The sequence below is a fragment of the Shewanella sp. SM20 genome (assembly GCF_025654545.1).
Lineage (GTDB): Bacteria > Pseudomonadota > Gammaproteobacteria > Enterobacterales > Shewanellaceae > Shewanella > Shewanella oncorhynchi.
The window spans coordinates 21413-35143 of record NZ_JAKKRK010000025.1 but is presented as its reverse complement, the minus strand read 5'-3'; the positions used below and the strand labels follow the sequence as shown (position 1 = coordinate 35143).

Annotated in this window: 16 protein-coding genes; 7 read left to right on the top strand and 9 right to left on the bottom strand. The window is 45.6% G+C overall.

Annotation, left to right across the window (positions count from 1 at the left end):
- Positions 1-23 precede the first annotated feature (23 nt).
- From lptM to L5M18_RS11985, 7 genes are all read left to right on the top strand, one after another.
- Positions 24-215 carry an LPS translocon maturation chaperone LptM gene (lptM, locus tag L5M18_RS12015; RefSeq protein WP_168825920.1) on the top strand — a complete coding sequence of 64 codons (192 nt, stop codon included), beginning with the start codon at positions 24-26 and terminating at the stop codon, positions 213-215.
- 57 nt (positions 216-272) lie between these two features.
- Entirely contained in the window at positions 273-1517 is a 1245-nt protein-coding gene (lysA, locus tag L5M18_RS12010; RefSeq protein ID WP_173496191.1) for a diaminopimelate decarboxylase, read from the top strand.
- 76 nt (positions 1518-1593) lie between these two features.
- A complete protein-coding gene (gene dapF, locus L5M18_RS12005) occupies positions 1594-2421 on the top strand; it encodes a diaminopimelate epimerase (RefSeq protein WP_105250436.1) in 828 nt (275 codons plus the stop codon).
- Complete coding sequence (locus L5M18_RS12000) at positions 2418-3047, top strand: DUF484 family protein (protein ID WP_173496192.1); 630 nt, start codon at positions 2418-2420, stop codon at positions 3045-3047. Before dapF ends, L5M18_RS12000 begins: the two co-directional genes overlap by 4 nt.
- Before the next feature lie 57 nt (positions 3048-3104).
- Positions 3105-4025, top strand: a complete 921-nt coding sequence (xerC, locus tag L5M18_RS11995; protein WP_131523372.1) for a tyrosine recombinase XerC — start codon at positions 3105-3107, stop codon at positions 4023-4025.
- On the top strand, positions 4025-4756 hold the full coding sequence (locus L5M18_RS11990) for an HAD-IA family hydrolase (RefSeq protein WP_263164627.1): 732 nt from the start codon (positions 4025-4027) through the stop codon (positions 4754-4756). Before xerC ends, L5M18_RS11990 begins: the two co-directional genes overlap by 1 nt.
- 113 nt (positions 4757-4869) lie before the next feature.
- The gene (locus L5M18_RS11985) at positions 4870-5448 is read left to right on the top strand and encodes a HupE/UreJ family protein (protein WP_263164626.1); all 579 of its coding nucleotides are present in this window, start codon (positions 4870-4872) and stop codon (positions 5446-5448) included.
- A gap of 29 nt (positions 5449-5477) precedes the next feature.
- On the opposite strand, the gene L5M18_RS11980 is transcribed toward L5M18_RS11985, so the two are convergent.
- The 9 genes from L5M18_RS11980 to L5M18_RS11940 all read right to left on the bottom strand — a co-directional run bounded on the left by L5M18_RS11980 (position 5478) and on the right by L5M18_RS11940 (position 13366).
- Positions 5478-5981 (bottom strand): helix-turn-helix domain-containing protein, encoded by a 504-nt coding sequence (locus L5M18_RS11980; protein WP_263197083.1) that lies wholly within the window; start codon positions 5979-5981, stop codon positions 5478-5480.
- 132 nt (positions 5982-6113) lie between these two features.
- Positions 6114-6869, bottom strand: coding sequence for an iron-sulfur cluster repair di-iron protein (ric, locus tag L5M18_RS11975; protein WP_263197081.1), 756 nt, complete (start codon positions 6867-6869; stop codon positions 6114-6116).
- Between the two features lie 316 nt (positions 6870-7185).
- Complete coding sequence (gene flhA / locus L5M18_RS11970) at positions 7186-9267, bottom strand: flagellar biosynthesis protein FlhA (RefSeq protein ID WP_263197080.1); 2082 nt, start codon at positions 9265-9267, stop codon at positions 7186-7188.
- Between the two features lie 15 nt (positions 9268-9282).
- Positions 9283-10413 carry a flagellar biosynthesis protein FlhB gene (gene flhB / locus L5M18_RS11965; RefSeq protein WP_263197079.1) on the bottom strand — a complete coding sequence of 377 codons (1131 nt, stop codon included), beginning with the start codon at positions 10411-10413 and terminating at the stop codon, positions 9283-9285.
- Positions 10410-11189: a flagellar biosynthetic protein FliR gene (fliR, locus tag L5M18_RS11960; RefSeq protein ID WP_113940838.1), complete on the bottom strand. Its 780-nt coding sequence runs from the start codon at positions 11187-11189 to the stop codon at positions 10410-10412. The genes flhB and fliR overlap by 4 nt, the downstream gene beginning before the upstream one ends.
- 1 nt (position 11190) lies before the next feature.
- Positions 11191-11460: a flagellar biosynthetic protein FliQ gene (locus L5M18_RS11955; protein ID WP_263197078.1), complete on the bottom strand. Its 270-nt coding sequence runs from the start codon at positions 11458-11460 to the stop codon at positions 11191-11193.
- Positions 11461-11464: 4 nt separating this feature from the next.
- Positions 11465-12199: a flagellar type III secretion system pore protein FliP gene (gene fliP / locus L5M18_RS11950; protein WP_219235566.1), complete on the bottom strand. Its 735-nt coding sequence runs from the start codon at positions 12197-12199 to the stop codon at positions 11465-11467.
- The gene (locus tag L5M18_RS11945; protein WP_263197076.1) at positions 12196-12555 is read right to left on the bottom strand and encodes a FliM/FliN family flagellar motor switch protein; all 360 of its coding nucleotides are present in this window, start codon (positions 12553-12555) and stop codon (positions 12196-12198) included. Before L5M18_RS11945 ends, fliP begins: the two co-directional genes overlap by 4 nt.
- Positions 12548-13366, bottom strand: coding sequence for a FliM/FliN family flagellar motor switch protein (locus L5M18_RS11940; RefSeq protein ID WP_263197074.1), 819 nt, complete (start codon positions 13364-13366; stop codon positions 12548-12550). Before L5M18_RS11940 ends, L5M18_RS11945 begins: the two co-directional genes overlap by 8 nt.
- Positions 13367-13731: the final 365 nt, after the last annotated feature.

Here is a 13731-nt window from a genome sequence, read left to right as displayed (position 1 = left end):
CAGATGCACAGATGTTGAGAAAAATGAGACTGTTTTTATTGTTATTGCTTGGTAGCCTATTCATTACTGCATGCGGCCAGAAGGGCCCCCTCTATCGATCTCCGGCCACAGAGGTGAATCAGCCTAAAAAGGTTGAGGCGTCTAAACCTGAGCCTGAAGTAGAAGAGATTAAAACCGAAATTCGAGCCATCGAAGTACAAAAAACACAACAATAATAGCAGCTATAACTATCATCACTATCGCAGCGATAAAGCGCAGTAAGGAATCAGACATTGGATCACTTTCTCTACCAACAAAATGCCCTGCATGCAGAAGGCTGCCAGGTCGCCGACTTAGCTCAAACTTATGGTACGCCGCTGTATATCTATTCACGCGCCACGCTAGAGCGCCATTGGCATGCCTTTAATAACGCCGTGGCAGATCATCCACATTTGATTTGTTACGCGGTTAAAGCTAATTCGAACTTGGCCGTACTGAATGTGCTGGCACGTTTAGGCAGTGGTTTTGATATCGTTTCGGGTGGTGAGTTAGCAAGAGTGATTGAAGCGGGCGGCGATCCCGCTAAAGTGGTGTTCTCTGGCGTGGGTAAAACTGCGACCGAAATGGAACAGGCACTTAATCTGGGCATTTATTGCTTTAACGTCGAGTCGAGCGCCGAGCTTGAGCAGTTAAATTTGGTCGCAGGTCGTTTAGGTAAAGTGGCGCCAGTTTCCTTGCGAGTCAATCCCGATGTGGATGCGGGTACTCATCCCTATATTTCGACTGGCCTTAAAGAAAATAAATTCGGTATCGCTATGGATGAGGCCGAAACCGTCTTTGCCCGTGCCCATGCTTTGCCACATTTAAAAGTGAAAGGTGTCGATTGCCATATCGGTTCGCAATTAACCGAAATTCAACCTTTCCTCGATGCAATGGATCGTATGCTAGCGTTGATCGATCGTCTGGCTGAACAAGGTATTGTCATTGAGCATTTTGATGTGGGTGGCGGTTTAGGTGTGACCTATGATGCTGAAACTCCGCCGCATCCTGATGTGTATGCCGCCGCCATATTAGCGCGTATGGGCGACCGTCAACTGAAGCTGATCTTCGAACCGGGCCGTGCGATTGCCGCTAATGCGGGGATTTTTGTTACTCAGGTGCTGTATCTGAAAGAAAACAGCGACAAGCGTTTTGCGATTGTCGATGGCGCGATGAATGACTTAATTCGCCCAGCACTTTACAGCGCATGGCAAAATATTATCCCAGTCGTGCCAAGGGACTCTGAGGCCTATGAGTTTGATATTGTTGGTCCAGTGTGCGAAACCGGTGACTTTTTAGGTAAAGATCGCAAGCTGGCTTTAGTGGCTGGGGATTTACTTGCTGTGCGTTCGAGTGGTGCCTATGGTTTTGCGATGGCCTCTAACTACAACACGCGTCCTCGTGCGGCCGAAGTCATGGTCGATGGTGAGCACGCTTTCTTAGTGCGTGAGCGAGAAAAATTGTCTCAGCTCTGGCAAGGTGAGCAACTCCTGCCGTAAACTAGAAAAATTATATTGATTCAGGCGCTTGGTTTCATACTTAATGAGCGGCGCCTCGGCTTAAAGGATAAGTATCTTGATCCAATTCACTAAGATGCACGGACTGGGTAACGATTTTATGGTGGTCGATGGGGTCACGCAGAACGTGTTCTTTTCGCCTGAGCAGATCCGCCGTTTAGCCGACCGTAACTTTGGCATAGGTTTCGATCAATTACTGTTGGTTGAGCCGCCCTATGATCCCGATTTAGATTTTCATTATCGCATCTTCAATGCCGATGGTACTGAAGTCGAACAATGCGGTAATGGCGCCCGCTGTTTTGCCCGCTTTGTACGCAATAAAGGATTGACCAATAAGAGTAAAATCCGTGTTAGCACTTCATCAGGTAAGATGACTCTGCGTTTAGAGCGAGATGGCACCGTTACCGTGAATATGGGCGTGCCTATTCTTGAACCAAGTCTAATCCCCTTTAAAGCCAAGAAAGCCGAAAAAACCTATTTACTGCAAACACCACTGCAAACCTTTTTATGTGGCGCGGCTTCTATGGGCAATCCCCATTGTGTGCTCGACGTTGAAGATGTGGCGAGCGCCGCTGTTGCTGAAATTGGTGCCATGCTCACTAAGCATGAGCGCTTTCCCCGTGGTGTGAATGTGGGATTTATGCAAGTAGTGGATTCGGGCCACATTAAGCTGCGGGTGTATGAACGTGGCGCGGCCGAAACTTTGGCCTGTGGCACTGGCGCGTGTGCGGCCGTGGTTGTAGGCCAAGTGCAAGGGAAGCTCGGCCAGCAAGTGCGGGTGGATTTACCCGGCGGTACTTTAACCATCAACTGGGAAGGCGAGGGGAAACCTTTGTGGATGACGGGTCCAGCGCAGCATGTTTACGATGGACAAATTCAGTTATGACAGAGCCCTTGATGCCGCAGACGAATGTGCCCTTTGATGAGTTGATTATTCGCGAGTATCTGCTGGATAATCCTGATTTTTTCAATCGCTATCCCGAGCTATTGCTGGCAATGCGTCTGCCCCACCTGGAGCGCGGCGCCATCTCTTTGGTGGAACGTCGTCAAGAAATGCTACGCCAGCGAGTCAGCCAGTTGGAAGAAGAGATCACCAGTCTGTTAACGATGGCGGCGCGCAACGAGAAAATTTACCAATTCAATACTGAGTTATCCTTCCAACTACTGAATTGTGCCGATCTAGTGTCACTCAAAGAAATCTTAGCCGACAGTTTAAAATTACAGTTTAATTTCAGTCATGTGCGTTTGATCAGCGTTCTCGATGCCGATATGAAGGCAATATGGGATCAAAGGCTGCATAAAGGTCACTATTTTGGTCGGCTAACACAACAAGAAGCCAAACGGTTATTTGGTAGCGAAGTGGGCTCGGTGGCACTGACTAAATTGTCGGAAGACAACCCAGTGATTTTTGCCATTGCTAGTCAAGATGTCACCCATTTTCATCCTGATATGGATAACATGCTGCTGGAACAGTTGCGGCGTTTACTGGCGCATATGCTTGCAAAGCTGTAACGGTCGTTGAGCTATAGTGCTCACCCAAAGCTTAGCAAAACCCACGAGGAAACCGATATGAGTACGCAAACAGGCGAAGTGTCGGCATTAAATACTCAATGGTTACAAACCTTTGAACGTTATCTGAGTACCGAGCGACAGTTGTCTGCCCATACAGTACGTAATTACCTTTATGAGCTTAATCGCGGTAGCGATCTCTTGCCCGAAGGCGTGCATTTACTCAATGTGAGCCGTGAGCATTGGCAGCAAGTATTAGCCAAATTGCACCGCAAAGGTTTAAGCCCGCGATCGCTTTCTCTGTGTTTATCAGCGGTAAAACAATGGGGTGAATTTTTGCTGCGCGAAGGCGTGATTGAGCTTAATCCCGCCAAAGGCTTAAGTGCCCCCAAACAGACCAAACCTCTGCCGAAGAATATCGATGTCGATGCTATCAGTCACTTGCTGGACATTGAAGGTACAGATCCGCTGAGTCTGCGTGATAAAGCCATGATGGAATTGTTTTATTCCAGTGGGTTACGTTTAGCGGAACTTGCCGCGCTCAATTTATCCAGTGTGCAATACGATTTGAAAGAAGTGCGAGTCTTAGGTAAAGGTAATAAGGAGCGTATCGTCCCAGTCGGTCGTTTAGCGATTACTGCGCTGCAGAATTGGCTCAATTGCCGAAAGCAGATCCCCTGTGAAGATAACGCCTTATTTGTGACTGAAAAAGGCAAACGACTTTCCCATCGCAGTATTCAGGCGCGCATGGCTAAATGGGGTCAAGAGCAGGCATTATCGGTGCGAGTACATCCCCATAAGCTGCGTCATTCCTTTGCCACTCACATGTTAGAAGCGAGCGCCGACTTGCGGGCGGTGCAAGAATTATTGGGTCATGCGAACCTAGCGACCACACAAATTTATACCAGTTTGGATTTCCAACACTTAGCTAAGGTGTATGATAACGCCCATCCTAGAGCGAAAAAAACACAGGATAAATAATGCGTTGCTATCTTAGACCTCAACATATTCAAGCGATCAGTTTCGATCTCGACGATACCCTGTACGACAATCTGCCGCATATTTTAAATGCCGAAGCTGAGCTGGCGACGTTTTTGTTGCAGACTTATCCATTATCGCAGGCGTGGCAACCCCATGATTGGCGCAGGCTAAAACTGCAACTTTTGCAGCAAAATCGTGAGCTCGCCCACGACACTAGCGCAGCCCGTTTAGCTACGCTTCGCCAAGGCCTAATACAGCTAGGGTATTCGGCGACTGAAGCCGAACGCGGCGCCGAGCAAGGATTAGCATGCTTTTATTTTTACCGCAGTCATTTCCAAGTGTCTGACAAAGTGCTCTTATTACTCAAGCGCTTATCGCAGCATTTTAGATTAGTCGGGATCACCAATGGCAATGTGGATGCCGAGCGGATTGGTTTAGGTGATGCCTTCGAGTTTGTGTTGCATCCAGGTAATGGCGTGCATATGAAACCCGCTAAAGACATGTTCGTATTAGCTTGCTCGCGGTTAAAGATTGCACCGCAACACTTACTGCATGTTGGTGATAGCATGAATGCCGACGTTCGTGGTGCGCGGTTGGCGGGGTGCCAGTCTGTGTGGCTAAATCCCAGTTTTGGTCGAGTCGATTCCTTACCGATAGCTGCCTTGTTGCCCCATTTAGAAATTGCCTCCCTCGAGGCTTTGACAAAAGTATTGGCTATCGACGCAAACTAGCTTAGCGTGCATTTTTTATCTGTATCTTTGGGTGATTGAGATCAAGGTTTGCCAGCCAAATTTGCACTAAAGTTAAGTTTTATATCACTAAAGTCACTGACTAAGGCTATTTTATGGCGCGTATCGGGTTGTTATTACTGCTCACTTTATGTTGGACAGCGCCGGTATCGGCCCATGAGATCCATTCAGGTGGCGGTTTCATGTCGGGTTTTAATCATCCCGTATTGGGCTTCGATCACTTGCTGGCTATGTTGAGTGTGGGCATGTTGAGCACCCAGCTCGGTGGCCGCGCGATTTGGACTGTCCCCTTAGCATTTGTCACCTTTATGTTAGTGGGCGGGATTTTAGGCTTATACGCCATTGCCGTTCCCTTCGTTGAAATTGGTATCGCCCTTTCTGTATTGTTGCTCGGTCTTGCTATCGCCTTCGATCGTCAAATTCCGCTGTTATTCGCCATGGCCTTTGTGGGCGTATTCGCGATTTTCCACGGGCATGCCCACGGCGCAGAAATGCCAGCATTGGCTAGCCCAGTCCTGTATGCCCTAGGATTTTTATTTGGTACAGCAGTCATCCATTTAGGCGGCGTAATGATAGGCCTTGGAATGCAGCGGATGACAGGGCAACGCAATTTAATGCGCGTTACTGGTGTAGCTATTGCGGCCATGGGCGGCTATCTATTAGCAGGTTTTTAACGTAATAACAGGATGTTAGATTTACTGGATTAACGCGCCTTGAGTTGCTTCATGCAAAGATGGGCGCGGCGTAGCAGTAGATTGACTTGCCGACGGCTCGCGTGCATGTCGGCATCTCCCACCCTAAAATAACTCCCAGTGTAAGGATCACTGCCTACGTAGATAGGTTTTAGCTGCTCAGGCGCCGGCGGTACGCGGATACGAATGAGTTTTTTGTTCATAATTTCAATAATCTGTACATCTGAAATCGCTAAAAGATTGTGACTCGTGCGACTCGGGTCATCGAGGATTTCCCAAAATTCTTGTAAAACAGGAAGCGGATTGGGAATGCCTTCAATACTGAAATGGCCACGCTCTTCCCGCACACCTAGGATGATTTCACCACCCAAAGTGTTGGCAAAAGAGCTATAAGTCGCCCAAATGTCTTCGGGTAATTGACCTTGGCCATCGCGGCCACCTGCGAGTTTAAATTCTACTTGGGCCGATTCGTGCAAATTGGCAATATCATCGAGTGCAAATGATTGAAATGTCATGGCAGCTTATCCGTCAGCGACACATGACTTGTTGTAGCACGTCAACAATTGAAAGGCCAGACTTAGGTCTGGCCTCAAGGTTAAGCGGAAAATCTGTAATTTGGAGCCGCTACGGGATAAACATTTAATCAATTATTGAGTCAGACCCAATGCCTTAGGAAAAAGAATATTGTTTTCTAAGTGAATATGCTGATGTAAGTCCGCCTCAAATTCCGCCAGAGTGGCATAACAAACACGCCATGTAGTGCACGCATATTCAGGTGGTGTGAAGTCGTTAGTGAGCTCGTGTAATTTTTGCAAAATCAAACCGACTTCTTCATGCTCATGTTGCATCGCATTGATGGGGTTGCCAATATGGCCAAAGCAAGCCTCAACCTGCTCTCCATGACTCATGGCGCGGATCGCCGGAAACAGTATTTTTTCTTCCTTCATTAAATGTGGCATTAAGTCTTCAACTAAGGCTCGTACCCAACCCGCAAAGGGAACGATTTCGGCATAGTGCTCACCGTGAGCGCGAATCATCTTTTCGGAATATTCGACTAATAAAGGGGCTTTTTCGCGCACGTATTGATGGTGCGTTGATTCTATATATTCGATAAGTTGATCTAAGGGTAATTGATTTAATTCATCTTCTTTGCTACCGGTAAGTGTTGCGGCATTCAGCGCAGCAACCACTTTTGCGGGATCTACATCTGCACGCTCACAGGCGACCGCCAGTGATTTACCCCCGCCACAACAAAAATCGATACCAAATTGACTAAACACATGTGCGCGGCGAAAGTCTTCCGCCACTAACTCACCAATTTTTCGTTCTAGCCAATGATTGTGTTGAGAATTAAGCCCATGGGGTGGGAGTTGTGCATCTTTTGAGACAGAAGTAGCAGACATGAGTAGCTCCAGAGCAGCAATAAATTTACATTCATATTATTTGCAGCTTTTAGTCGTGGCAACTAAACCCGACTAAAATACTCAGGATTTGCCGATGATGTCACAGTTAGACGAGCGAAATATCTCTTAAGGAGTAGAAGGGTATTGCTTTGATTGGAAATGAGATTGGAGCTGTGAGTTATCAATATTCTATAGGAGGTATGCAGTTGTGGTTTGCTGAGAGGCTTAGTTTGTTGTGATGAGCGATGCAGTTAAGTTAGAGAGAGGTGTGTTGCACCTCTCTCAGCGGGTCTTGCTAAGCTACTGTGAGTAATGATTACCCTAGTTGTCCCGCAATCATAAGTTCTTTTGTTTCAGGGACTTCATTATAGGATAAAACATGAAGTCCGCGGGCGAAGGCTAATGCGTATCGCGCGAGGAAGGGCCTGAGTTGTGGAGAAACAAGTAGGATAGGGTTATAGCCTTTCTCTTTTGTCTCCGCGAGTAATTGGGGCATTCTTTGTTGTAGCTGCGCCAATAGATTAGGTTCGATAGGGAAACTATCCAATGCAACTCGGCCCTGTTGCTGCGATTGATTTAACGCTGTCATTAAGGTTTGTTCTAATTCTGCGGTCAGCGTAAGTACATTCAACTGCGGACTGCTGCCTGCGATTTGATGCAAAATACTATTGCGTAAAGCGCAGCGCACATCGGCGGCGAGTAGGACGGGATCTTTGGTTTGCTCGCTGCATTCCAGCAAGGTCGTTGCTATGGTGCGTATGTCTTTTAGCGGCACTTGCTCTTTGAGTAACAAGCGGAAAACTTTGAGTAACTGAATGGGGGTTAAACAGGTACTGAGTGATTCCGCCAGTTTGGGGGCTTGCTTACTGAGCCTGTCAGTTAATTGCATAATATCATCATGTTGCAATAATTCAGGCAGTGATTCGCGCAATAACTTACTGACATGAGTGGCAATGATTGTCGCATTATCAACGACCGAATAACCTAAGTTAAGTGCTTTGGCCTTTAACTCTGGTGCAATCCAAATGGCATCCATTTGGTAAGCGGGTTCCTTGGTTAAAATCCCATCAATTTTACCGTAAACAGGACCACTTTTTATTGCTAACAGTAGATCAGGCTCTAATTCGGCGATAGCTACTTGAGTGCCCATAAAGTTAATTTGGTATGCATGTGGTGTTAAGGCTAGATTGTCGCGCACTCTTACTTCCGATAGCAGAAATCCGATTTGTTCTGAAAGGGTACGTCTGATCCCTGTTAGGCGTTTTTGTAATTCTGCTCCTTTGGTTTTTTCGACGAGATGAACCAATCTATAGCCTAATCGTACTTCGATGATGTCGGTAAAAGGCAGGGATTCCCAGCTTGGCGCTGAAGGTTCTGTCAGGCTGGTTTCTATGAGTTCTTCAGTTTTCTCTTCAGTAAAGGAGGCCTTATTCTGGTTTTGTTTCCACGCCGCAAAGCCTAGTAGTATTGCAAAAGATAAAAATACCAGTGCTGGCATGCCCGGGGTGATACCGAGAATCGCCATCACAATGGCTGCAGTGGCTAAGGTTCTCGGGTTAGCCAGTAACTGTCGACTCAATTGGGTCGGCATTTCTTCTGCGTCGGATACCCTAGTCACAATAATTGCGGCAGCAGTGGCGAGTAGTAATGATGGAATTTGTGCAACTAGGCCATCACCAATGGTTAATAACGCATAGGTTTTAAAGGCTTCTGTTGTACTCAGATCATGCATAAAGATGCCTATGCTGATCCCGCCAATAATGTTGATTGCTAAGATCAAGAGTCCTGCGATGGCATCTCCTCTCACAAATTTTGAGGCTCCATCCATGGAACCATAAAAGTCTGCTTCTCTGGCGACATCTTGGCGACGTAAGCTGGCTTGTTCGTGTGTGAGTGTGCCAGCATTGAGATCGGCATCGATCGCCATCTGTTTACCCGGTAGAGCATCCAATGTAAATCGCGCCGATACCTCAGAGATCCGCTCGCCACCCTTAGTGATTACAACAAAGTTAATAATCATTAGAATTAAGAAGATAACAGCACCGACGACATAGTTTCCGCCAATGACGACTTCACCAAAGGCTTGGATCACTTTACCCGCAGCATCGCCTCCTTCATGACCTTCAATGAGTACTACGCGCGTCGATGCAACGTTTAAGGTCAAACGCATTAAGGTCGCAAGGAGCAATAAGGTTGGGAATACAGAAAACTCTAACGGTCGCCTGATCGAGACGCTCACCAGCAGCACCATGACGGCAAGGACTATGTTAAATGTAAACAAAATGTCCAGTAGCCATGCAGGCAGCGGTAAAATCACCATCGCCAGAATAGCGAGCAGCATGACTGGAATGCCGATATAGCTGTAATTTCCTGAAAAGGTGCGAGAAAGCCAATTCATAGGTTAAGCAATCCTTTAATCGTGACGTAAATTAGGGGGAATAAAAAAATGTGGTAAAGGCTCAGGTTTCTGCTGTAAGCCCTTACGAGATGCTTTTATTTGCATGACATAACTTAATACGTGCGCTATGGCGATAAAAAGGGCACTGGGTATTTGTTGATCGACTTGCGTTGAATGATAAATAGCCCGCGTGAGCGGTGGGATATCAATAATTTCAATATCATGTTTTTTAGCGAGTTCTCGCATATAGAGGGCGAGTTCTTCGGTGCCTTTAGTGATGACGTAAGGCGCATCCGCTAAGTCAGGATTGTATTTTAATGCCACGGCATAGTGAGTAGGATTAACCAAGAGAACATCCGCTTTTGGAATGGTGGTATCTGCCCGAGAGCGAGCCATTCGTTGCTGTATTTGGCGGATTTTAGCTTTAATCTCTGGCTTACCTTCTTGCTGGGTATGCTCGTCTTTGACCTCTTGGCGTGACATACGTAATTCTTTGCTGTTATGCCAATATTGGTAAGGCACATCAATAAAGGCGATCACGAGCAGCCCAGTACCAAGATAAAACATGCCTTGCGACAGTAGATTGATGCCATCACGAACCGCTTCATCAATAGGGCGTTGATTGTAGCTAAGTAGTTCTTGTAAGTGACCATTCAAGAAAACCAACATAATTCCGATCAGTAACACAATTTTTAGGCATGACTTGAGTAACTCAACAAGAGATTGAGCGGAAAATATTCTTCCGATACCGGCAAGAGGATCGATTCGACTGTACTTAAAATTAGCATTTCCAAAATTAAATATCGGCCCCCCAGGTAAGGCTCCTGCAACTGCGGCCAACAGAGCAACCATGATGAATAGTGGGCCTAAGATGCTTAGCATTTCGACTAGGCTGGCGCCAAGATGGCGCATCATGATGTCTGGTTGATCTAACTCTGCCCGCGTGAGCAGCATATTGTATTTAGCTAATCCACTGACTCTCGTCGCAAACCAATCCGCATTACTGGTCAGCATCACAGAGCAACCAACGACCAGTGCTGCGGAGGCAAGATCTTTAGAGCGTGGAACTTGGCCTTCTTCTCTCGCTTTACGCTTTTTCTGCGGTGTAGCTTCTTCTGTTTTATCTTGTTGGGGCGTTTTACTCATGAGATCCCTCCGATAAATTGGTACATTGCAGTTAATGCGTCTAAGCACAGATCACTGTAACGAGTTGGAATGCCGCTTAACGAAAGGAAGACGCAAATCAAGCCCATCAACAAGGTCATGGGAAACCCGAGCGAGAAGATGTTTAATGACGGCGCAGCACGGCTTAATACACCAAAAGTGATGTTAACCATTAACATAGCGAGTACTGCGGGTATGGCGAGCATCAGCGATGCAGCAAATAGCCAGCCCATTCGACTAACCAATCCCATTAGCGGTAAGTCAAAAATCCCATTTCCAATTGGCCATAAACGAAAGCTATCAACAATGATGTTGAGCCCGACTAAATGACCGTCAAGAGCCAGAAAAATCAATGTACCAAAGATTTGTAACCATTCACTGAGAATGGGGTTGGTGTCGCCATTAGCAGGATCGTTCATCACCGCCATCGCTAGACCCATCTGCATCGACATAATAGTGCCAAGCATGGTCATCACATGGATTAAAATGGTTAAAAATAGCGCGAGCATAAATCCAGTCAGTAGTTGCTCTATGGCTAAAAATAATGATCCAAGCGAGAGCGCATCGACAGCGGGAACGGGTGGCAGCATAGGTGCAATAAGCGCTGCAATACTTAAGGCAAGAAAAATTCTTACTGTTGCAGGCACATAAGAATTACCTAACAAGGGCATTATCATAAATGCCCCCATGATCCGGCAGAATGGCCACCAAAGGCTGCCGATTAACATGCTGAGTTCGGTTGAGGTGAGGGAAAGCATATCAACCGATAATATGAGGAATATTCATAAACAGCCTGTCAAATAAATCACTTAGCTGTTGTATGAGCCAATGGCCTGAAAACAGAACCATAAGTAGAGTAATGATAAGCCTTGGCAGAAAACTCAAGGTTTGTTCATTGACCTGTGTCGCAGCCTGAAATATCGCAACGATTAAGCCTAAAATGAGTCCCGGTGTCACCAACACAGAAACCATGATGATGACGAGAAACATTGAGTCAGCAAAGAGCGAGGTCAGTTCATTGATGTCCATCTAGCTACCCAAAACTTGCGGTTAAGGTGCTTACCGTCATAGCCCAACCATCGACTAATACAAAAACCATCAGTTTAAATGGGAGAGAAATAATTAACGGTGACAACATCATCATCCCCATAGACATGAGGACACTTGCGACAACCAAGTCGATAACTAAGAAAGGTAAGAAAAGTAAGAAGCCAATTTGGAAAGCTGTTTTGAGTTCACTCAGTACAAATGCGGGCATAAGGACAAAAAAGGGGACTTCCTCTGCTGCTTTCATGTGTGTGGGTTCGTTAGCTATTTTCAGCATTTGCTCAAGATCAGTTTCCCTTGTCTGCGCCAGCATAAATCGAGTTAAAGGGACTTTGGCTATTGAGACAGCCTCCATCAATTCGATCTTACCTTGGTCATAGGGCAAATAAGCTTCCTTATAAATTTTGTCTCCCACTGGGCGCATAATAAAGATAGTGAGTACTAATGCTATCCCAACAAGCACTCGGTTAGGGGGACTTTGTTGTAGTCCGAGAGCTTGTCGGAGAATTGCTAATACAATGATAATACGAGTAAAACTGGTTAGCATCATCAGCATGATGGGCAAGAAACTAATGGCCGTCATGAGCGCTAAAATTTCGAGTTTAATGTTAACTGCTTGACTGTCTTGAGCGCTATCCAGTGTGAATAAGGTCAGTCCTTCCGATGCGAGGGCTTGGGGAGCAAACAATAGAATCGCCAGTAACAATACCCGAACTATCATTCGTTACTTGTCCCATCGAGAGTAATGCTCTCTATTTCCAGCAAACGTACGCCATATCTGCCTGCCACTTCTACGACTTCGCCTCTTCCTAATAGTGCACCATTTACTCTGATATCCAGCGGCTCACCTACCATACGGTCGAGTGCGATAACATCACCTTCTCCCATACGATTTAGTTCGCCTAAAGACATTTCAGCACTGGCCAGTTCGAGAGTAACTTGAACAGGAAGTTGTTGAAAAAAATTATTATTTTTCAATTTATGGTTATGGGTGTCCGGCTTTGAAAATGCTCTCTCAGAGAAAATATCGTCCTCTAATAGAAAATCATCATCCGATAAAATAGATTGTTCAGCCAATGTCATGCTCCTCATGCTGATAAATATCTTGGGTCAATTTCGCTACCATCTGTCCTTCATGACTATGCACTGAGGCATGAAATAGCGGTGTGTTTCCGATTGATAACAAGGTTTTTGGATAGAGATTAATAGGTAAAATATCCCCAGTTTTTAATTGGCTGAGTGATTGCACAGGGATGCTATGTTGCCCTAATGTCAGCTGCATTTTTATGGGGAGACTTTTTAGCCAGACGGCTAGTTTTGCGGGTAAATCCGCAGATACTTCAGATTTCTTAGGCTGTTCGGCCAGATGCCCCAGTAAATGCTCAGTTAAGCAAAAGAGCATTGGAGGGGTTAGTGGGCCATTGGTAAAATTGAACGACCATACTGCCGATACTGCGAGTGGCATATGGCCTTTTATGAGCTCAACTTCAAGATTATTGGTTTCGATCGTGCTATTAGGTAGCTCCTCCACTACGGAAAGTAGCAACTTTTTGGCTAACCTAAATTCAGATTGGCTGGGGTTTCTCAAAGGAGAACTTAATGGTGTTGAGGTATTACCGTAATAATTACTCGCCAATTGATCGAGCGTGCAGCGATCAATTCTCCAATAACCGAGGGTATTTTGATGATGTTTTAATACAAACCATGAATAGCAATGTTCTGGAACGACAGGTGTTCTAGGTTCTGTTAACGTTGACCCCGAAACAGCGGGATGACCCTGTCTTAGTAGCGGAGATAGGATATTATTTATGGCATCGATAAGTGGACGATGTAGCTTTTCTAGCTGTTGCAATAATCGCGTTCTCGCTAGCTTTTCTTGAACTAGCATAATAGGTCTAATTATTTCATTGGAATTTGATTTTATAAGCCTAGCTTTCGCCGTCGTCTTCATTGTTCTTCCTATTAAACGTGTTTTTACTACTAGAATGCTGCTTGGCTACCTCCGTGATTCAGTTGGCGCATAAAAAACATACACAAACAGAGTGCCTAAATATTTATTTCTTTATCGTTAAGGATTAATGAATTTCTTAAAACAGTTAAGCGTTGAACTTTAGGTTCGACTCTGTTTTAAACGACGAGGATGATAAGTTAATAAGGCTTAAGTATTCAATAATAATTATAAGAAATGCTGAAATATATGTGAATAGAATTGTAGGGTAAAGTTGGTTGTGAACAAAATGTTTGTTTTGAGAT

Bases quoted from the DNA above. Each gene is read 5' to 3' on its own strand.
- lptM (WP_168825920.1), top strand. From the start codon at position 24: ATGAGACTGTTTTTATTGTTATTGCTTGGTAGCCTATTCATTACTGCA.
- L5M18_RS12000 (WP_173496192.1), top strand. From the start codon at position 2,418: ATGACAGAGCCCTTGATGCCGCAGACGAATGTGCCCTTTGATGAGTTG.
- xerC (WP_131523372.1), top strand. From the start codon at position 3,105: ATGAGTACGCAAACAGGCGAAGTGTCGGCATTAAATACTCAATGGTTA.
- L5M18_RS11990 (WP_263164627.1), top strand. From the start codon at position 4,025: ATGCGTTGCTATCTTAGACCTCAACATATTCAAGCGATCAGTTTCGAT.
- L5M18_RS11985 (WP_263164626.1), top strand. From the start codon at position 4,870: ATGGCGCGTATCGGGTTGTTATTACTGCTCACTTTATGTTGGACAGCG.
- L5M18_RS11980 (WP_263197083.1), bottom strand. From the start codon at position 5,981: ATGACATTTCAATCATTTGCACTCGATGATATTGCCAATTTGCACGAA.
- ric (WP_263197081.1), bottom strand. From the start codon at position 6,869: ATGTCTGCTACTTCTGTCTCAAAAGATGCACAACTCCCACCCCATGGG.
- flhA (WP_263197080.1), bottom strand. From the start codon at position 9,267: ATGAATTGGCTTTCTCGCACCTTTTCAGGAAATTACAGCTATATCGGC.
- flhB (WP_263197079.1), bottom strand. From the start codon at position 10,413: ATGAGTAAAACGCCCCAACAAGATAAAACAGAAGAAGCTACACCGCAG.
- fliR (WP_113940838.1), bottom strand. From the start codon at position 11,189: ATGCTTTCCCTCACCTCAACCGAACTCAGCATGTTAATCGGCAGCCTT.
- L5M18_RS11955 (WP_263197078.1), bottom strand. From the start codon at position 11,460: ATGGACATCAATGAACTGACCTCGCTCTTTGCTGACTCAATGTTTCTC.
- fliP (WP_219235566.1), bottom strand. From the start codon at position 12,199: ATGATAGTTCGGGTATTGTTACTGGCGATTCTATTGTTTGCTCCCCAA.
- L5M18_RS11940 (WP_263197074.1), bottom strand. From the start codon at position 13,366: ATGCTAGTTCAAGAAAAGCTAGCGAGAACGCGATTATTGCAACAGCTA.